The following is a 19,557-nucleotide window of genomic DNA, read 5'->3' on the forward strand; positions in this document are numbered from 1 at the left end:
AATAAAACAAGTTCAGGAGGACGCGTCTTGGGGAGGCGCTATAAAAATCTTAATGTCCTTAATTTCTTAATGGTGAAACGACGGAAGATAGAAAATGGATGGTGGGAAATGGGACAGGGCATTTTTCTTAAGGCGCCACGCCACCCATTAACAAAACAATACCAGTAAAGATAAGATTGTTTCTGGAGCGTACGTTCTAAAGTATTTCCGCATAATTCCAAGCGATTTTTTGAGGTGATTGTTTACCGTGTTTTTGGAGATGCCCATCAACTGCGATATTTCCTCATGTGTATGATGATCATTTCTGCTCATCAGGTATATTTTTTTTACCTGCGGAGAAAGACTTTCTATCGCTTCCTGTGCAATCTGTTTAGTTTCTTTGGCATTAAGTTCGTCTTCTATGGCATTAAAAGATTGCTCATGCTTCAGGTTTTCATTGCTATAGGCTTTTTCTTTGGCTTTTTTACGAAGTGTAGAGAGGAAATTATTTCGGATAAGCGTATAAAGAAAGGCATCAAAATTCTTTTCCGGATCGATCTTCGATCTGTTTTCCCAAAGCCTCACAAAAACATCCTGTGTTAGTTCTTCAGCTTCTTCTTTGTCTCGTGTAAAATGGTAAGCATAACCGTATATTTTTTTGCGGTACTGATGGTAAATTTCATTAAAAGCAGCTGAATTGCCAGTTTTTACTGCATTCAGGAGTTTTGCGTTTTTAAAATCTTCCAACTGTTCCATAAGTAGCGGTTATGGGAGGCAAGTTAGTGGTCGTGTTTAAAGTTAATGTTAACACAATGAAAACCTTTTCTATCACCTTAATCGGTGCGTAGTTACGGTACTCTGTTGGGCAGATTCTGCCCCCGAATCCATTAAAATACGATCTGCCCGAAAGGTTTCGGAAACCACTTTATTTATGGCAACCGAAGTTTTGATGGCTTTGCCTGTTATCGCAGCAATTGCTGCTTTTACCATCGGATCTGCAGCATCACCCAGTTGAAGCAAGGGCAAAATACCCAGTTCATTGATTGCGATATCAGGGTTTATCCCAGCACTATAGCCGCCGATGCCCTGTGCATTAAAAAGTTTATAAACAATCGGGTGCATTTCCCAGTTCACCTGTTTCGGACTTCGGGCATCAAATATCCTGAACGATGCTTCATCCTTTCCCCTTGTTTTTTCGCCGATTAGCACCACCTGGATAAAAGGCTTAAGGTTATTGATCATGACTTCTGATGCAGATGCTGTGGCGGCTGTTGATAAAATATAAACCCGGCTTAGGCCAAGGTTTTGTTGCAAGAGGGTATTGAAATTTACGGTACCATCGAAAGTAGCTGCAGTACCGATAGATTCTGTTTTGGCTCCGCCATTTTTATTGCCCCTGTAGGTAATGAAAGGTTTATCGAACGATACATTTTTAGCAATCATGGCACACAAGCCAGCTGCTTCTGCTACCTGGCCACCCGCGTTATAACGGAGATCGAGGATAAGTTCGGATACATCTGCTGTTTTAAAATTACTGAAAATTGGGGTGAGCGAGCTGGCCAAACCGCCATTAAAATCCAGAAAATAGAGGTAACCAATTTTTTTTCCATCGCTTTCTATAACCTTACTAATTTCCCCTTGGTCGAGTATTATACCTTTACTTAATTCAACACTGCGCGTATCTGTCCAGGTATTGTTATTCAGCTCGGCTAAACCTAATGAAAAGCGGTCGCTGTTTAATATTTCGGTTTGCAAAGCCTGTGCATTACCAGCGGTTAAGGTTTTGCCATTAATTTTACTGATATAATCTCCACGTTTTAAACCAGCCCTTGAAGCCGGAGAATCTTTTAGTACAACTTTAATGATCCCGATAACCTTAGTGCTGTTTTGGTCGCTTACCATTGCATAATCAAAACCAAAATTTCTATTACTTGGAGTCGTTGTGGTGGGGTCGTTAGGAATACTGATATAGGAGAAGCGATCGGATGAATTGCGGATGGAGTTAAAAAAATCTTTTGGTGATAAACTGAGATTAGGATCAGCAGGCAATTGCTCATTCCAATAATAGTAGCGTTTAAGGCTATCGAGTATCCAGGTGTTGATGTTCTCATTGCTTCCAATTGGATAATCGGGCTTTTTATTGCCCTTTTTACAAGATGGCAGAATGGCTAAAAATAGCATGACAAGATAAATGCTGTAATAAGTTATTCTTTTTAAATGGGTTATGGGGTTTGTCATTACCTTTCCTAATTTTAAGAGCAAACTTAAAGCTACTATTGTTAAGCCGGGATTAATTTTAAAGCGCGTTTATCTATCGCATATAGCCTTAAAAGGAATGGTTTCGTTTATTAAATTATTATTACAGGATCGGTTAACCTTAACATAACAATAATTAAACATTGGCTTTTATAATGTTAACTTTGTGCTGTGAATTTTCCGCTCTATATCTATTACGAACTGCTGATCCGTTTATCTGAAATTGAATCCGAAATCGGGCATTATGTATCCTCAACTGCAAATGAAGAAGTTTGCATATTGCGTACTACAAACGGTACCGTAAAAGTTCCGGTTAACTTTTTAAAGCGACAGGCCGAAGATCCGAACCTGATCAACAAAGACGAATTAATAGCATTAAGCAAAGGTTTTAAGCCTAGCTATGAGTAATTCTGCCGGGGGGGCAAATAAATCACTTCTAAATAAACTTAAGACTATTTTTTTTGGTGGAAATATAATCGTTTATCCGCCTAATTTAAGTGTGGGAGAAGATTAAACCAGGTCATAGTTGTAATATCACCTGGCATTAATCGTTTTATTTTATCGCGCCAAAAGCTGCGAAATAAGAATTTTTATGCAGAATTTCGGTAACGCTAAACCCAACTTTTTGCAATAAAGCCAGTTGATAGTTTAAAGAACGAGGGGTATCTTCATATTCAATATAATCAAATACCTTTTGCTTATATGCTGCACCGCCAAGTGTTTCCAGGTAGGCCCCGTACTGATCTTGAAAAAGGTTATCGATCAATACAGAATCGTGTGCAATGAGGTCTGAAATCCAGATACTGCCTCCAGGTTTTAAAGCCCGGTAAACTTTAGTAAAAACAAGTTCCCAATCGGCATCAGTGCGCAAGTGATGAAATGTTGCCGCAGCAAGTATAATATCGAAGTGATGATCAGGTAAATTAAGGTTCCGCATATCGTCCTGTATAGCAGTTACTGTTCCCGTGGTTTGTGCCGATACCCTATCGCTTGCACGCGCTAGCATCGGTAAACTTAAATCGTTAAGTGTACAGTTAAGGTTTGGAATTTTACTGAGCATTTTTAAGGTGTAATTGCCCGCACCACATCCAATATCCAACAGTTCTTTCGCATTCGGATTAATGTATCTGGCTGCTCCGGTACATAACTCCATAGTAAGTGGCGCATCGATGGTGGTTTGCTGTCCGCTCTCTAAGTTAGAGAAACGTTCTACATCGTTATCAAACCTTGTTTTAATTTCTTCATTTGTTGCCTTATGCGAATAATCTTTATTCATTGCTTTAATTTTTTTGTAAAGTTAGTGCTGTTAATCATATTTGTAAAATATCAATTTTAGCATATCACGATACCTATTAAGTATTATAAATATGGAACTCAGACATTTGTTGTATTTTAAAACTGTTGCAGAAGAACTTCATTTTACTAAAGCTGCAGCAAAACTTTTCATTTCGCAGCCTCCGCTGAGCAGGCAGATTAAAGAGCTGGAAGAAGAACTCGAAGTACAATTGTTTCTTAGGAGTAATAAGCGGGTTGCACTAACAAATGCCGGAAAGTACTTTAAGGCTGAAGTAGATACCATGTTTGCCAAACTCGAAGAAAGTAAAGAAGTGGTCCGTAAAATTCATGAAGGCGTTAGCGGCGAATTAAAGATTGGCTACATCAGCTCGGTTTACCAGTCGCACCTGGCAGAAATTTTAAAATTGATGCACCAGGAATTCCCTTATCTGAAGACGAGTTTGTTTGAAGTACCTACACTTGCTCAAATTAAAGAATTAGAACATGGTGGTTTAGATGTGGGGATTTTAAGAGCCCCGGTTTTATCAGAAAAATTGAAAGTAGAATCTTTGTTTTTTGATCCATTTGTGGTGGTTATTCCTTTAACCGACCAAAAAATTGATGCCAGGAACGGACTTGCCGATTTTTTGAAGAAAAGTCCCTTTATATTCTTTAATAAAGATTTTGCGCCTCAGTATAACCAGAAGCTGATGGAAATTTGCCAGCGGATGGGCTTTAGTCCAGATATTACCCATGAGGCAAACAATGTACACTCTATATTACAGCTGGTAGAAGCAGGCCTGGGGGTATCTATTCTGCCCTTGTCGTTAAAAAAACAATATGCACAGCTGAAAGTGTCTTTTATTGAATTTGATGCTATTCCGGTTAATACCGAAGTGGTATTGGCTTATAAGGAATCGAATAAAAATCCGGCATTAACCTGGTTTATTAAACACTATGCCGAGTTAAAAATCAATTGATTTTCAATAAGGTCTGTATAACGAAATCAAGTACCATTATTAATCAATATAATCCATTGATTAAAGACCAGTGAAATTGTAAGAAAGGCTGTTCTCAGATGGGAGGCAGTCGTTTTTACAGATTTCAAATCCTATAACCACCCATTGAGTGTTATTTTTCAAAAAGAAACGGTCAACTGCATAAACACGGTCAGGAAAATGGATTGATGTAAAATTAACCCTAAAAAGGTAGTTGATTTCCGATTTTCTACCCTATCATTTCCGATTTTCACCTCTTTTAAACTTGTAAAAGCACAAATTTGCCGCAACCAAGATCAAAAGCCGATGTTAAGGCTTAATGCAAAATGAATTTTACAAATTTACCTAACCTATGAAGAAATTATTGTTCGCCGTATGTTTTCTGGCTGCAGCAGTAATGGCTAACGCACAACAGGCAGCTGATGAAAAAAAAGCAATGAAAAACCTGCTCGACAGGCAATTTGAATTTGCGCAGAAACAATATCGGTTACTGGCCAAAAATACACCGGCAGACCGCATGCCGAAAACCTATTACGCAAAAAATAATAAGCTGGAAACCAGCGATACCAAATGGTGGTGCAGTGGTTTTTATCCAGGTTCCCTACTTTATATTTACGAATATACCAAAGATTCCGGCACCTTAAAAGAGGCAGAAAAACGCCTTGCTGTACTCGAGAAAGAGAAGCATTATACCGGAAACCACGATTTAGGTTTTATGATGTTCTGCAGTTTTGGCAATGCCTACCGCATTACTGGTAATGCGCGATATAAACCTACTATCGATACTGCCGCTGCTTCACTTGCCATACGTTACCGTCCGGCTGCTAAAGTAATCCAATCGTGGAATAGTAGTAAACAATGGAAAGGCCCTGTTATTATTGATAATATGATGAATCTGGAGTTATTGGCATGGGTGTCTGATCATGGCGGCGATCCGAAATACAAGAAAATTGCCATCAATCATGCCGATACTTCGCTTAAAAACCATTTCAGATCAAACTATAGTTCCTACCATGTAGTAGATTACGATATGACCACTGGCAAAGTGCTTAAAAGGGGTACAGCCCAGGGCGCGTTCGACGAATCGGCCTGGAGCCGCGGGCAGGGCTGGGGATTATACGGTTATACCATGATGTACCGTTTTACCAAGAACAAACATTACCTTAATCAGGCAAAAAACATTGCCAAATTTATCATCAACCACCCGAATATGCCTGCCGATCAGATTCCATATTGGGACTTTAACGCACCGAACATTCCAGATACTTACCGCGATGCATCTGCCGCTGCGGTTATTGCCTCTGGTTTGTTGGAATTAGGACAGTATGCAACAAAAAGCGAGCGAAAATTATATGTAAGCGAAGCAAAGAAAATGATCATTTCACTTTCATCTGATACGTATACTGCAAAGCTGGGTGAAAATGGCGGCTTTTTACTGATGCACAGTACAGGAGCCTTACCCCTTAAATCAGAAGTCGACGTTCCGCTGAGTTACGCCGATTATTACTATCTAGAGGCGCTAATGCGCTATAAAAACTGGTATTTATAACACACATAAAATGGAAAGAAGAAAATTTATAGGCGCGTTGTCATTAACTGGCATATTTGGACTGTTTAATCCCAACGAAGTTTTATCCGCTACAAAAGTTAATAAAAATACAGGTGCTCAACCAAAAAACGACAGAGAATATTGGTATAAACTACTGTATAAAATTGCCAGCCCCGTTGTTTCCAATTTGGCCAATGGAACCCTGATTAAAAATATGCCAGTGGTTACGGCACCGAAATTCGACTCCAGAACACCTGCTGTATCATACTTAGAAGCTGTTGGCCGTACCTATGCCGGAATTGCACCCTGGCTTTCGTTACCTGATGATACCACAAGCGAAGGTGTTTTAAGAAACACATTGAAATTACAGGCTATTCGGGGATTAGATAGCTGTTTTGCGGCAAACAGTCCTGATAAACTAAATTTTACCAAAGATTATCAGCCGATTGTTGATTCAGCCTACCTGGCACAAACTTTTTTAAGGGCACCTAAAGCTTTATGGGAGCCTTTAAAGCCCGAAACGAAGCGCGAAATTATTTCTTCATTTAAATCGTTGAGGAACAGAAAGCCCTTTAAAAACAACTGGCTGTTATTTGGTTCTATTACCGAAGCCTTTTTATTATCAATTGGCGAAGCACACGATGAAAGCCGCTTAAATGAGGGTGTTGATACTTTAAACGCATGGTATAAAGGAGATGGCTGGTATGGTGATGGCGTAAACATGGCTTTTGATTATTACAATTCATTTGTAATCCATCCGATGATGGTGGATACGCTAGCTGTTATGCTTGATAAAAAGTTAATCAAAAAAGAGCGGTACGATCTTGCCGTAAAAAGGATGCAGCGTTACGTAGTAGGACAAGAGCGCATGATTTCTCCCGAAGGAACCTACCCACCAATTGGGCGTTCAATTACTTACAGGACAGGCGCTTTTCAGGCATTAAGCCAAATTGCTTTAATGCATAAATTACCAGCCACTATTCAGCCTGCTCAAGTGCGTTCTGCCTTAACTAAAGTGAAACAGAACATATATGATGTTCCCGGAACTTTTGATGCAAAAGGATGGTTACAGCTTGGTTTTTGCGGCCATGATCCTGAAATAGCAGATTATTATACTTCTACAGGCAGTTTGTATATGGCTACACTATCATTCCTTCCTTTGGGCTTGCCGGCTAGCGATGAGTTTTGGGCGGCACCTTCTGCAGAGTGGACATCAAAAAAAGCCTGGGCAGCAAAACCGTTCTCCAAAGATTATCATGTAGATTTTTAACCTAGAAAAAAGGAGGCTGTATATTAAAGTTAAATTCGATTCAACTTGTTAAGTTAAGCTTCTTGATGAATCGGGATTTGGTTTGGAAAAACTAAGGGTTAGGGCGGGCTTGGTTCGGAGTTGGTTCGGACTTAAAACAGCGTTGTGACAATTATACCCGAACCAACTATGTTTTAAGTCCCTGCTAAATTTGTTGAAATAGTATATCGATTACAATTCTTTTTTTATCTTAGTGTTAATCATCCCATAATTTTTAAAATTATGGCAATATTCAAACAAGGAATCAACGGTGGTTTCACCGGGAAAGTTGGGAGCGTAATAGGCTATCAACTAAATGGACAATGGGTAATGAAAGCTTTACCTAAATCCAGTGTAAAAAATAAAAAAGGCACAGCCCAGCAAAAGCGTTGCAGGTTTGGTTTTACCAGGATGCAGCATTTCCTTAAACCCTTAATTACATTCATTAGGGTAGGGTACAATCTCGAATCTAAACTGAGGATGATGACTGCGCATAATGCAGCCAAGTCGTACAATATGCTCAACGCATTAGATGCAAATGGCGAAATTGATTGTGCAAAGGTATGTCTAACCTTTGGAACTTTGTTGGGTGCAGAAAAGCCCAGCGTAGTTAAAGACGATGTGGGCCTTCATTTCAGCTGGGAAAATAACACAGCTAATAACTCGATTAGGGAAACAGATCAGGTGATGGTAATTGCTTATAATGTTAAAGCCCAGCGGGCATATTTTAAACTCAGTGGTGCAAGAAGAATTGATGGCATGGAGACAATTGAAATCCCCGCATTTGAAAAAGACAATGAACTGCATACCTGGATTTCATTTATTTCAGATGACAGGCAGTCTATTGCAATGAGTAGCTACACAGGAAATATTATCATTTAAGATGCCGATAACCAGCCGTACTCCATTAAAATATTATCAAGGCAATTTATGATTGATAATGCTGAGAAACCAGCTTATGTACGTCGCTAAACGCTATATGAGCGCACAGAAATAAATATTGTTGAGGGATTGATCGTTACACACTATTGGAAGATACTTTTGGTTTAGTAAAGGCTTTGGATAAATAGATTGGAAAAAACATAATCTATGGATATCTCTCCATCAAAAACACATGTTTAATTAATTCTGATCAGCAGTTTGTTTTAGGAACTTATGGAATTGGCGATAGAGGGTCAATCAATTTGCTTTATGCAAGGTATATTATTTGATTTTTATAAATTTACAGCATGAAACAAGCAGAGACCGTTATCGATTTTTATAACAGGCTGCCGGGCCATGCGCCCACAGATGTTCCGCTCGATAATGCTGGCATTGGGCACATCAACGTGTTTACAAGAGAGAGCTGCGCCGTGGTGAGTCCATACAGTCGCCGCGATTTTTATAAGGTTTCACTTATTATTGGTAAGGGAAAGATCTATTATGCAGATAAGTGGATACAAATTGACCGGCCTGCGCTGCTGTTTTCAAACCCTATTGTGCCTTATTCCTGGGAAGCAGACTCAGATCAGCAGTCGGGCTGGTATTGTCTTTTTACCGAAGATTTCATTCAGCATAGCGAACGGGTAAATAACCTGCGCGATTCGCCTTTGTTTAAGGTTGGCTGTAATCCGGTATTCTTTCCAGATGAAGTTCAATTGCGCGAGTTTTCGGCCATATTTCAAAAGATGCAGGCAGAGATGAACTCAACTTATCCGCACAAGTACGATGTACTGCGTAGCTATTTGCACCTGCTGATTCATGAGGCGATGAAAAATAATCCGGCCACAAATTTTAATACCTACGCTAATGCCTCTTCAAGGGTTTCTGCCTTATTTCTTGAACTGCTGGAAAGGCAGTTTCCAATAGATTCTCCTACGCTTGTACTCAAACTGAAAACCCCTGCCGATTATGCCGACGCTTTATCCGTACACATCAATCACCTTAACCGTTCTGTAAAAGAAGTTACCGGTAAAACCACAAGCGCTCATATCGCTGCCAGGATCGTTAAAGAGGCTAAGGCACTATTGCAGCATACCGACTGGAATATCGGTGATGTTGCCTACAGCCTGGGCTTTGAATACCCTTCTTATTTTACATTGTTCTTTAAAAAACACACTGGTTCTGCACCTACTAGACTAAGAGAGACTGTTTGAATATTATAACGATCTGTTTGATGCTTATAAGTCGCGGTTTTGCTTTCTTATCTACATTTGAGGTAACAAAATCTTATCAAAATGAAATATAGAAATTTAGGGACAACCGGCGAGAAACTGTCTGCACTTGGTTTAGGCTGCATGGGCATGAGTTTTGCGTATGGGCCTACAGACGACAAAGAAAGTTTAGCGACGCTTGAAAAAGCACTTGATCTTGGGATCAATTTTTGGGATACGGCCGATATGTATGCAAACGGAGCCAATGAAACGCTCATTTCTAAGGTACTTGTACCTAACCGCAACAGGGTATTTATTGCAACCAAATTTGGCTTCCGTTTTAAAGATGGAATTGCCGGCCCCAGCAGCGCAACGGGAACCTATTTTGATGGTTCTCCGGCCTGGATGAAAGTTGCCGTTGAACAGAGCCTGAAACGATTGAAAATCGATACCATAGACCTCTACTATGCCCATCGGGTTGACCCGAACATTCCGATTGAAGAAACCGTTGGCGCTATGGCCGATCTGGTAAGAGAGGGGAAAGTACGCTATCTTGGACTTAGCGAGGCTTCTGTTTCTTCTTTACGCAAAGCACATGCCGAGCATCCGATTGCTGCATTGCAAAGTGAGTACTCGTTGCTTACAAGGGATGTGGAAAATGGGATATTGCAGACTACCCGTGAACTTGGCATTTCACTTGTACCTTATTCTCCGTTGGCTCGGGGGCTGGTTACCAATACACTTGATGTAAATATCCTGGCTGAGGATGATTTTAGAAGAACCCTGCCACGTTACCAGCAAGAAAATATTATAGGTAACAATAGGCTCATTGCTGAATTTGCTGCACTGGCAGGTACCAAGGGCTGCACGCCTGCACAGCTAGCCCTTGCATGGGTACTGGCGCAGGGCGATGATATTATCCCGATTCCGGGCACGAAAAAAAGAAAATACCTGGAAGATAATGTAGGTGCCATTGAAGTTGAACTGACAGTTGACGATCTTACAGCGGTTGATGAACTGATCAAGCGATATCCTATCACTGGCGAGCGTTATAGTGAAGGGGCAATGAAGATGGTTAACCACTAAGGGACTTCGATGACATGCTTATAGTTGGGAGTTTGAAATAGACTTGGTTTCTTTCTTTACAGAAATAGAATATTATTTTCATAATTGCCCCCTCACTAGCTCCTTACTAGCGCAAGTCTTAACTGGTGAGGAAGTAAAGTGGCTGACTTGTGCTTTAAAATAACTAGCTTGGCTCTTTTGCCGGGCCCCTGCTAGTCCGAGCGGATTGCAATTAGATAAATTATGCTGGTGCGAGTTTTTAACTCGTACCAATCTAAAAAAGCCATAATTCTAAAATTTAGAAAGTCACAATCCTAGACCTTCATGATTTCCGAGATATAATATATTTACTACCAGCTAGTTGATGCAGGCTTTGTATTAAAAGATTACCATTGGAAAGTATAGTAGTGCAATAGATTTTTCAGGCGAAAAGGGTTTATTAGAAATTGATATAATTTAAGTTAATTTGGATACGAGCTACAAGCTCGCACCAGCTTGGGCGGCATAAACACTAACTAGTATGAAAAACTACAGGATTTTTAGTTTGACCATTTGTATGCTATTTGCTTTTAATGGTAAATTAATTGCCCAATATTACGCGAAATATCAAGATCTAAAAAATATTCTTTTTAATGTTTCTGTAGAAAAACTTGATAGCAAGATATCTCTTTATGGTTTTCAAATAGACCCTGACACCAAGAAGTATGCTGGCTCAAAAGAGAATTATGAAATAAGATCTTATAACAGTCAAGATAGCTTAAAGAATGAAAGCTTTAGGATTACTATCCTAAACGAAAAAATACATTGTGTTGAGTTTTTTTCACATTCTACTTCCATGTACAAGTATTTTGAATCTTATTTAAAAGATAACTTAATAAAAGATGGAAGAATTAAGGTCGGCAAGCATCTTGAAAAGGATTTTGTAGATACTGAAGTTTCGGTACGATTATCCAAAACCCGTCAAAGAAATGGCTATTTGTATAAAGTACTTCTTGTCGATGGAGTTAGAAAAAAGACAAAAAATAATGAAGAAATTTATATGAATTAATAGGTCTACATACTGCAGTTCGAGCGGATTTTCACTAGCGCAAGTCTTAGTAGCTAGGAGCCCAGCCGCTCTGGATATAAAGATTTTTCATTCATTCCAACTAATAATAAATAACAATGAGACAAGTAGATTTAGTTAGAGAAGAATTAGAGGTATATTTAAATAAAAAGTATAAATATGTTGATGATAGTTTAATTGTTTTGGGTGATGAGACAATTGAACATAAAGAATTCTGGGTCTTTTTCTATACGAATAAAAAATTTTTAGAAACAAATGATTTCTCTGACATGATAGTGGGTAATAGTCCAATAATTATTAATAAATTGACTGGAGAAAAATATGTTACTGGTACAGCATATCCACTAGAATATTATATAAGGCAGTATGAAAATAAATAATCTTATCAGGGCATATGCCGGGCTTTTTACTTTTCCAGTATCTCCATTTTGATGAGCCTGGCTTTTATTGCGCCATAGGAGCGCCCATGCAGTTTGGCCAGTTGGGAGATCTTAATACCTTCATTAAAAGCTTTTAACAAAAGGCTGTCTTCTTCCTGTTATCCTCTGCTGGTCCGAGCGGATTGCTATTAGATAAATGGTGCTGGTGCGAGTTTTTAACGCGTACCAATCTAAAAAAGCCATAGTTCTAAAATTTAGAAAGTCGCAATCCTAAACTTTCATAATTTTCGAGGTGTAATATGTTTACAATCAGCTAGTTGTGGCAGGCTTTGTAATAAAAGATTAACCATTGGAATTATAGTAGTGCAATAGATTTTTCAGGAGAAAAGGGTTTATTAGAAATTGATATAATTTAAGTTAATTTGGGTACGAGCTACAAGCTCGCACCAGCTTGCGAAGTGGACACAAGATAAAAATGGTGATTGGAAACCAAAAGCAAAGTAATTTATGAGGAAAATAATTAAAGCTGTTAAAATTTTAGTGTTAATATTGTCGCTATCTTCTTGTAAAAACTGTACTGGTGTTTTTTATGGAGTCAATGAACGTCAATATCTTAATATAAATTTAGAAGAGTCTAAATTTAAAAGTACATTTCTTTCACATTATATTGATGAGGTGTACTCGAAAAAAAATGTCATACCTGATTCTATTATTCACCTGTTTCCTTCTGGCAAATATTCTGACAGCATAAATAAGGTCATTTACTTTAAAACGTTTCCACAGGAAGCGTACTACGTGGGTTTTAATGCTACACCTCCTTGGCTAATTTATATCTTTAATAAAAGGATATCTGGGGGAGTAATTGATAGTAAAGAACAGCTAAGTAAAGAAGAGATTCTAAGAATTAAAAGAAGATTTAAAACGGAAATAATTGATGAGGCCAGAATTTACGTTCGAGAACACAGGATTCCAGACTCATTGGTTTATGCAAACTATTGATTTTTCGCACCACTAGCGCAAGTCTTAGTCGCTAGGGTAGTGTTGGTGGCTGACTTGTGCTTTTAAATTTTCTTAAGAGATTATTATATTGATTTGACTAGAGCGCAAGTCAGGCCTTTGGTTGGGCGGGGCGCTAAGACTTGCGCTAGAATGGGAAAATAACAAAGAAACAATTTTTAGATGAGTATAATAATCCCAATAATTATCAACCCGAATCCCCAGCTTCAAATGTGTCGCATAAATTTGAAAAGAAAAATTAAATAGTATTAAAATTGGTAAAATGGAAACAATATTTCAAGCAATTGCGAATAAGAATATTAAAAAAGTACAAGAGCTTATTGAACAAGGAATAAATATTAATGATACGAATGAGTTTGGATATAGTGCGCTACACATCGCTAGTCGTGATAATGAAGAAGACATTGCGTTATTGTTGCTTCAAAAAGGAATAGATCCTAATTTGCAAGATAATGAAGGACAAACTATCTTACACTATGCAGCAGTTTATAATCAATTAAAAATTGCACAAGTTTCATTAGAGAATGAAGGAAATTTATCTATAGAGGATAAATATGGCAATCAACCGTTATGGGCTGCTATTTTTAATGATAAAGGAAGAAATGATAGATTTGAAATCGTAAAACTATATTTAAATTCCGGTGCAGATCCTAATCATAAAAATAATGTTGATAAAAGTCCAAGAGATATTTGTATTATAGTGGGATATCATAATCTCAGATCACTTCCAGGGTTAGATTAACCCCTCACTAGCTCCCTGCTAGTCCGAGCGGATTGCAATTAGATAAATGGTGCTGGTGCGAGTTTTTAACTCCTACCAATATAAAAAAGCCATAGTTCTAAAATTAAGAAAGTCGCATCTTAAACTATCTTAATTTTTGAGACATAATAATCCCCTGCTAGTCCTAGCGGATTGTAATTAGATAAATGGTGCTGGTGCGAGTTTTTAACTCGTACCAATATGAAAAGCAATAGTTCTAAAATTTAGAAGGTCGCAATCCTAAACTTTCATAATTTTCGAGATATATAGTAGTGCAATAGATTTTTCAGGAGAAAAGGGTTTATTAGAAATTGATATAATTTAAGTTAATTTGGATACGAGCTACAAGCTCGCACCAGCTTGGGGAGAAATTTCTTGAAGAGGCCTTTCTTGGCACTTTTACCGGTAAATTGGCTCAAAAAAATGGTTTTGGAAAAGCTGTTATTGAAAACACCACTAAAGATGCAGGAGGCAATTATACCGGAGTTGATGTTGTATTTAAGAAAAAATAAAATATGGATGATTCAAGGTTTAATCAATTGGGTTTTACAGGGTTTATTCATTTAGACCCAGAAAAAAGAGACGGTTTTTTAAGAAAGGTTTGGGTAGGTTTGTATAATGACAATATTATTACTTTTAATATTAAACTGATTCATGATCGTTGGGAATTGGAAAGAGTTGATTGTGATGTGCTTGACGATAGCTTGACTGATTTAATTTCAGATAAAAATAATATCGACAGGCTATTGAATTTCATTTCTGAGATACGATAGGCGTTAGGTTTCCTAGTGAGGGAGGCATAGGCTTATAACAGTCCCCTGCTAGTCCGAGCGGATTGCAATTAGATAAATTGTGCTGGTGCGAGTTTTTAACTTGTACTAATACATAAAAGCCATAGTTCTAATATTTAGAAAGTCGCAATCCTAAACTTTCATAATTTTCGAAACACAACAATCCAGTTGAGGCAGGCTTTGTAACAGAAGATTACCATTGGAAGTATAGTAGTGTAGTAGATTTTTCAGGAGAAAAGGGTTTATTAGAAATTGATATAATTTAAGTTAATTTGGATACGAGCTCGCACCAGCTTGAGGTTACACTACGATTATTTTAAAAATACACCCACTAAAAAATAGATGAAATGGAATTTAACAATATTGCCATACTAATTTTTGAAGCTGCCCCGGAATTTAAAGAATTTTATAAAGAGGATTTAGGTGAAGAATATTATAATTCTTTTTTAGGAGAATTTGCGTTGTTTACTCGTGATGCACTTGTTAATCAGGAAACTTATGCCTTAAAATATTTGTATTTTATAAATGATACGGTGAATCGTTTTTATAATGATAAAGATTTTATCAATAAAATGGTAATAAATGTACTAGAAATACTAACTGACTATGAAGTTACGCAAAGAGCTTCTCGTGAATATTTTAATGGATATTGTTTAGTTCTATTTGATGAGCTTTTTACTAGTGGTCAATTTATTAATTTACTTACCCTGCCAAAATGGTAAACCTTTTGTAGCGCAAGGGTTTATTAGAAATTGATATAATTTAAGTTAATTTGGATACGAGCTACAAGCTCGCACCAGTTTGGGGAAATTTGGTTAATAATGTTGTTAGGCAAGTTCGTCAAAGATTGGGAAACTTACCAAAAGGAACTAAGCAAATTGTTACTATTGATGTAAGAGGACAGAATGTAAATCAAGCTACATAAATAATAAAATTTCTACACAGGCAGGAAGTCAGAATGTAAACGTTAATTTTAGAACAAATTATAATCATATGTTAAGCCAAATTAAAGTCTATGGGTTGGACTGGGACGAAATTATAGTAGAAGGTTATGATGAGATGCTGAAAGAAATCACGATGGTCTTCAATTGTGATATTTCAACACTGCAAAAATCTCAGAAAGTAATTAAATATGTAGTAGGAAGAACAAGCTGGGGTTATTTAAACTTTCCTCCAAATGTCGCAATTAGGCTATCTTTTGATATTAGAGGACAAGGGGTAATTATATCAAAATCTGATTTTTTCAAAAGGAACTTACTAGAGATATTTAATTGTATTGGGATTAAAAATTCTGTTTTTATTGATTTTTTAAGATAATGGCACTCATAAATATTATAGCTAATAATACAAAATCGATTAATTGGCAATCGTTTTATCATGATTATAAACTTTTAGAATTAATCAATATCAACTTGTTTCCTATACCGAAAGAATTAGGGTTTGAATCTGATTCAGTTGGGATAAGCGTTCATGCGAATTATACAGATAAGGCTGAGGTTATTCAGGAATTGAAGAAGCTACTTGTTTTTTTTGAAAGAGAGCCTTATGACTTTAAATTTTCTGAATTGTATCATGGTGTTGAGATTTCATCCTCAAATGTAGAAAAAGAATGTAATGACTTATTACCTCACTAGCCATTCCGAGCGCAAGCCTTAGCGGGCTAGGACAGTGTAGGTGGCTAAATGTGCTTTAAAATTTTCTTAAGAGATTAGTATTGATTTGACTAAAGAACATTCAGGCCTGTGCTTGGTCGGGCGCGCTAAGAATTGCGCTAGATGGGTGAAGATCAAATATCAAAAATGGCATCAAAAGCAATTTAAGAATTTAAAACCATGATCATATCATTAGACTACCTTGAGGATCTAAAAGAATCAGGGAAATTAACAAAATTACCATATGAAGTGATTAGCATATTAGTTGCAGCGATGAATGATTGGCCGCGGCCCGTGCTTAGCTTAGCAGATTTTGAAATTGAAGTGTATAGGTCAATAGGGAAAGATGCCGATAAAGAAGGGATTGAGAAATATTTAAATAATGTTGATTATACAGTAAATGCTTGGGAAGCTGAGGCTATTGCTCAAATCTTAGCTATTTATAAGTATTATGATCGGAAAAAACCTTTAAATGAAATAGTGATTGAGCTAGTAGATAAAATTAAGGGAATTAATCTCCCCTGAGGATCAAGGTTCTCTACGATAGCTGCCGCTATTTTGCAACCAAAAATTTCGCATTTCCCGATTTTTTTGGTTTTGCATTGATGAAAACAGGCTATTCATAGTCCTTACTTTTGCTCAGCTTTTTCAATGCATCCAATTCATATATCGGTCGTTCCAACTCGTAAGGAATTTCCCGTTGGCTAAACTGCTGGAAATATAATAAACAGGCATCCTTCCACACCTGTGCATCACGGCTTTGGATCTTGAGCTTCGACTGCACAGATTTGAACCGTTCATCATCAACCAAGCCCTTGGTGCTGTCCCAAGTGCGCTGGAAAGCACGAACACGTTGCAACCCCGAATCGTAACGATAACAAAGCGCAGTCCAAAGGTCGAGCCCATTTTTAAGTTTATAAGTCCATGGCACATGGTGAAACCACAACAAGTATTCTTCCGGACAACTTTCCAGGCTGTTATATGTAGATCGAAGTGGTTCACGGTACTGCTCAACGGCATTGCTACCAGTGCTGCTTCTGTTAAAGCCCACTCCTAAAAGATCTGCATTGTGGTAGTATACCGAGGTCCAGTCGGCTCTGATGGCTTTATTCGAGAACCATGGGGCAGGCCCGTAATGGTGGCCTTCAGCAAAAATGTGGTGCAATCCTAAGGGCATCATATAATCCACAGCGGCTGCTCTGCTCTGCATCATCATCTCTTTTATCGGCTTTACAAGGGTTCGCTCCATTTTCTTTTCCGTAGGACTTAAAAAAGTCTGCCTAATCCATTCATCTGCAATATCTTCACTCTTAAGTTTATTGTCCCAGGCTAGCCTGCCGAAAGCATACCAATTGGCCTGTGCAAAAATATGCCCGGTCCAATTTTTCTCCAGGCCAATATTGGATACCCCTGCAATTGCACTGAAGGTTCGTTTATCTAATGTCCCATCTGTACAGGCCGCTACAGTGCTGCCTTTACCGTTTCGGTAGGTATCGCTTTGTAAACATTCTTCCCAAAGGGTAGACAAGAAAACCAGGTGATTCGACCAGCCCAGATACTCCTGAGTGATCTGAAACTCTGGCATTACAGGGGTTTTAATCATGGCCCCGAATAAGGGACTGAATGGCTCCCGGGGCTGAAAATCAAGTGGTCCGTTTTTAATCTGGATAATTACATTTTTCTTGAATTTACCATCAAATTTTAAAAACTCATTATAGGCCTGTTTGGTACGGTCCTCATTACTGGGTTGATATACAAAGGCACGCCACATTACAATCCCTCCAAAAGGAAAGAGTGCATCGGCCATCATATTGGCGCCATCAACGTGTGTCCTTCCGAAATTTTGAGGGCCAGGTTGCCCTTCGCTATTGGCTTTTACAAGGAATCCTCCAAAATCAGGAATAAGTGAATAAATTTCTTTGGCTTTAGCTGCCCACCATTGCCTAACAGCAGGATCAAGCGGGTCGGCGGTTTTAAGTTTTCCAATAGTAACAGGTGAGGAAAAGTTGACTGATAAATAGACTTTTAAGCCATATGGACGCAATACTGTGGCAATAGACTTAACCTTTTGGAGATAAGGGACGGTAAGGATTTTTGCCGAAGCGTTTACGTTATTGAGTACTGTGCCATTTATACCTATGGAGGCATTGGCTCTTGCGTATTCTTTGTACAACGCAATATCTGCCTGACTAATTTGGAGCGAAGAATCGCCCTGCCTCCAAAATATCGAAGCACCAGCATACCCGCGTTCTACAGAACCATCCAGATTATCCCAATGGTTAAGGATTCTTCTTGAATAGGAGGGATTGGAAGCATAATTTTGATCAGACTTTCCTAAATACTGCCTTCTAAGGAGCTCGTAGCTGCCATAAAGCATACCCAAATCCGTTTTAGCGGCAATTTTATGGCCTTCCAAGCGAAATCCATCATTTGTAATGGACCCATCTTTAACAAAATCAAATTTTAGTTCTGCACCATCTTTTCCCAGCCACCCGTTTTTAATTTCTTGTACAGCGATGGTTAATACGGACGACTTTCTTGGCGATATAACCTTTACCCGCGTGGACGAGGTATTGCGGAGCCAAAGTTGGTGTCCGTCTTCAGCCTTCAGAAAATGGATAGTAACTGTAATGATAATCAATAGCAGGGTAATCTTTTTCATCTGGTTGATTATTAGTTTTTTGGTTTTAATATTACCTTAAAATAAACAAGTTTGCTTTCACCAGATGCTAAGCTAACCCTTTGTATCCCTTAAGGGCTTTTTTAGCTGATTTGATTTTTAAATTGTTGTACATCACATACAGCTGGGCAACCTCGTCGCTCTGCATTTTTCCGGTATTGGTGATCTTTACAGACAAACTTGTTCCTTTGCCTGATTTAAGATTTGAAGGTAAGACAAAGTTGTGATAATTGAATGTAGAATAGCTTAATCCATATCCAAACCCCAAAAGAGGTTTGCCTTTGAAATACCTATAGGTTCGATTCTCCATATTATATTTGGTTTTCTTGACTTGTGCAAGTTCCAAATAGTTTAACATAGGGAGGTGTACGTTTAGATAAAAATCGGCGACAAATGTTTCGGTCTAGTAGTTGAGCTGGCTTTATGTTACATCTGTTTAACTTACAATCGATTGCATAAAATGGCGCCATATTTTGAGGTCGAAGGACTTTTTTCGTTTAACAATCGCTTTTTGGTCAATTCCTTCCTTTGAACATTTATTCCATATTTATGAACAATTGACACTTACCCTTTTCTTCTCATCGAATAACTTTACTGCTATCATGTTTGTCTGCTCTTGTTTAGCGCTACTTATTATCCGGTTTTTGGGATAACCAGTCGGCTCATAGC

The 19,557-nt window shown here is 38.1% G+C and carries 22 protein-coding genes; 17 read left to right on the forward strand and 5 right to left on the reverse strand.

Annotation, left to right across the window (positions count from 1 at the left end; all coding sequences use genetic code 11):
• Positions 1 to 147 precede the first annotated feature (147 nt).
• Both AC07VK_RS01285 and AC07VK_RS01290 read right to left on the reverse strand, forming a co-directional pair.
• Entirely contained in the window at positions 148 to 735 is a 588-nt protein-coding gene (locus AC07VK_RS01285; protein WP_492955554.1) for an RNA polymerase sigma-70 factor, read from the reverse strand.
• Between the two features lie 72 nt (positions 736 to 807).
• Entirely contained in the window at positions 808 to 2,217 is a 1,410-nt protein-coding gene (locus tag AC07VK_RS01290; RefSeq protein WP_492957783.1) for a S41 family peptidase, read from the reverse strand.
• A 189-nt stretch (positions 2,218 to 2,406) separates the two neighbouring features.
• On the opposite strand from AC07VK_RS01290, the gene AC07VK_RS01295 reads away from it, so the two are divergent.
• On the forward strand, positions 2,407 to 2,643 hold the full coding sequence (locus tag AC07VK_RS01295) for a hypothetical protein (RefSeq protein WP_492957785.1): 237 nt from the start codon (positions 2,407 to 2,409) through the stop codon (positions 2,641 to 2,643).
• Positions 2,644 to 2,788: 145 nt separating this feature from the next.
• Here AC07VK_RS01295 and AC07VK_RS01300 read toward each other — a convergent pair whose 3' ends face one another.
• Positions 2,789 to 3,511, reverse strand: coding sequence for a class I SAM-dependent methyltransferase (locus AC07VK_RS01300; RefSeq protein WP_492957787.1), 723 nt, complete (start codon positions 3,509 to 3,511; stop codon positions 2,789 to 2,791).
• 91 nt (positions 3,512 to 3,602) lie between these two features.
• On the opposite strand from AC07VK_RS01300, the gene AC07VK_RS01305 reads away from it, so the two are divergent.
• From AC07VK_RS01305 to AC07VK_RS01380, 16 genes are all read left to right on the forward strand, one after another.
• Positions 3,603 to 4,490, forward strand: a complete 888-nt coding sequence (locus AC07VK_RS01305; protein ID WP_492957789.1) for a LysR family transcriptional regulator — start codon at positions 3,603 to 3,605, stop codon at positions 4,488 to 4,490.
• 370 nt (positions 4,491 to 4,860) lie between these two features.
• Positions 4,861 to 6,057 carry a glycoside hydrolase family 88 protein gene (locus AC07VK_RS01310; protein WP_492957791.1) on the forward strand — a complete coding sequence of 399 codons (1,197 nt, stop codon included), beginning with the start codon at positions 4,861 to 4,863 and terminating at the stop codon, positions 6,055 to 6,057.
• 10 nt (positions 6,058 to 6,067) lie between these two features.
• Positions 6,068 to 7,327 carry a DUF2264 domain-containing protein gene (locus AC07VK_RS01315; protein WP_492957793.1) on the forward strand — a complete coding sequence of 420 codons (1,260 nt, stop codon included), beginning with the start codon at positions 6,068 to 6,070 and terminating at the stop codon, positions 7,325 to 7,327.
• A 261-nt stretch (positions 7,328 to 7,588) separates the two neighbouring features.
• The gene (locus tag AC07VK_RS01320; protein ID WP_492957795.1) at positions 7,589 to 8,227 is read left to right on the forward strand and encodes a DUF6266 family protein; all 639 of its coding nucleotides are present in this window, start codon (positions 7,589 to 7,591) and stop codon (positions 8,225 to 8,227) included.
• 347 nt (positions 8,228 to 8,574) lie between these two features.
• Positions 8,575 to 9,480: a helix-turn-helix domain-containing protein gene (locus tag AC07VK_RS01325; RefSeq protein ID WP_492957797.1), complete on the forward strand. Its 906-nt coding sequence runs from the start codon at positions 8,575 to 8,577 to the stop codon at positions 9,478 to 9,480.
• A gap of 81 nt (positions 9,481 to 9,561) precedes the next feature.
• Positions 9,562 to 10,563, forward strand: coding sequence for an aldo/keto reductase (locus AC07VK_RS01330; protein WP_492955545.1), 1,002 nt, complete (start codon positions 9,562 to 9,564; stop codon positions 10,561 to 10,563).
• A 499-nt stretch (positions 10,564 to 11,062) separates the two neighbouring features.
• A complete protein-coding gene (locus AC07VK_RS01335; protein WP_492957799.1) occupies positions 11,063 to 11,590 on the forward strand; it encodes a hypothetical protein in 528 nt (175 codons plus the stop codon).
• A gap of 116 nt (positions 11,591 to 11,706) precedes the next feature.
• On the forward strand, positions 11,707 to 11,988 hold the full coding sequence (locus AC07VK_RS01340; RefSeq protein ID WP_492957801.1) for a YrhB domain-containing protein: 282 nt from the start codon (positions 11,707 to 11,709) through the stop codon (positions 11,986 to 11,988).
• 507 nt (positions 11,989 to 12,495) lie between these two features.
• A complete protein-coding gene (locus AC07VK_RS01345; RefSeq protein WP_492957803.1) occupies positions 12,496 to 12,987 on the forward strand; it encodes a hypothetical protein in 492 nt (163 codons plus the stop codon).
• Positions 12,988 to 13,145: 158 nt separating this feature from the next.
• On the forward strand, positions 13,146 to 13,247 hold the full coding sequence (locus AC07VK_RS01350) for a GH-E family nuclease (RefSeq protein WP_492959835.1): 102 nt from the start codon (positions 13,146 to 13,148) through the stop codon (positions 13,245 to 13,247).
• A gap of 20 nt (positions 13,248 to 13,267) precedes the next feature.
• Positions 13,268 to 13,747 (forward strand): ankyrin repeat domain-containing protein, encoded by a 480-nt coding sequence (locus AC07VK_RS01355; protein WP_492957805.1) that lies wholly within the window; start codon positions 13,268 to 13,270, stop codon positions 13,745 to 13,747.
• Positions 13,748 to 14,280: 533 nt separating this feature from the next.
• Positions 14,281 to 14,538 carry a hypothetical protein gene (locus AC07VK_RS01360; protein ID WP_492957807.1) on the forward strand — a complete coding sequence of 86 codons (258 nt, stop codon included), beginning with the start codon at positions 14,281 to 14,283 and terminating at the stop codon, positions 14,536 to 14,538.
• A 365-nt stretch (positions 14,539 to 14,903) separates the two neighbouring features.
• Positions 14,904 to 15,278 (forward strand): hypothetical protein, encoded by a 375-nt coding sequence (locus AC07VK_RS01365; RefSeq protein ID WP_492957809.1) that lies wholly within the window; start codon positions 14,904 to 14,906, stop codon positions 15,276 to 15,278.
• Between the two features lie 271 nt (positions 15,279 to 15,549).
• Positions 15,550 to 15,873 carry a hypothetical protein gene (locus AC07VK_RS01370; RefSeq protein WP_492957811.1) on the forward strand — a complete coding sequence of 108 codons (324 nt, stop codon included), beginning with the start codon at positions 15,550 to 15,552 and terminating at the stop codon, positions 15,871 to 15,873.
• Positions 15,873 to 16,190, forward strand: a complete 318-nt coding sequence (locus AC07VK_RS01375) for a hypothetical protein (RefSeq protein ID WP_492957813.1) — start codon at positions 15,873 to 15,875, stop codon at positions 16,188 to 16,190. Before AC07VK_RS01370 ends, AC07VK_RS01375 begins: the two co-directional genes overlap by 1 nt.
• A gap of 198 nt (positions 16,191 to 16,388) precedes the next feature.
• Positions 16,389 to 16,733 carry a hypothetical protein gene (locus AC07VK_RS01380; protein ID WP_492957815.1) on the forward strand — a complete coding sequence of 115 codons (345 nt, stop codon included), beginning with the start codon at positions 16,389 to 16,391 and terminating at the stop codon, positions 16,731 to 16,733.
• Positions 16,734 to 16,824: 91 nt separating this feature from the next.
• On the opposite strand, the gene AC07VK_RS01385 is transcribed toward AC07VK_RS01380, so the two are convergent.
• The gene (locus AC07VK_RS01385; RefSeq protein WP_492957817.1) at positions 16,825 to 18,870 is read right to left on the reverse strand and encodes an alpha-glucuronidase; all 2,046 of its coding nucleotides are present in this window, start codon (positions 18,868 to 18,870) and stop codon (positions 16,825 to 16,827) included.
• A 67-nt stretch (positions 18,871 to 18,937) separates the two neighbouring features.
• On the reverse strand, positions 18,938 to 19,198 hold the full coding sequence (locus AC07VK_RS01390) for a hypothetical protein (RefSeq protein WP_492957819.1): 261 nt from the start codon (positions 19,196 to 19,198) through the stop codon (positions 18,938 to 18,940).
• Positions 19,199 to 19,557 lie beyond the last annotated feature (359 nt).

The sequence above is a fragment of the Pedobacter sp. GW821-FHT01D05 genome, assembly GCF_059422505.1.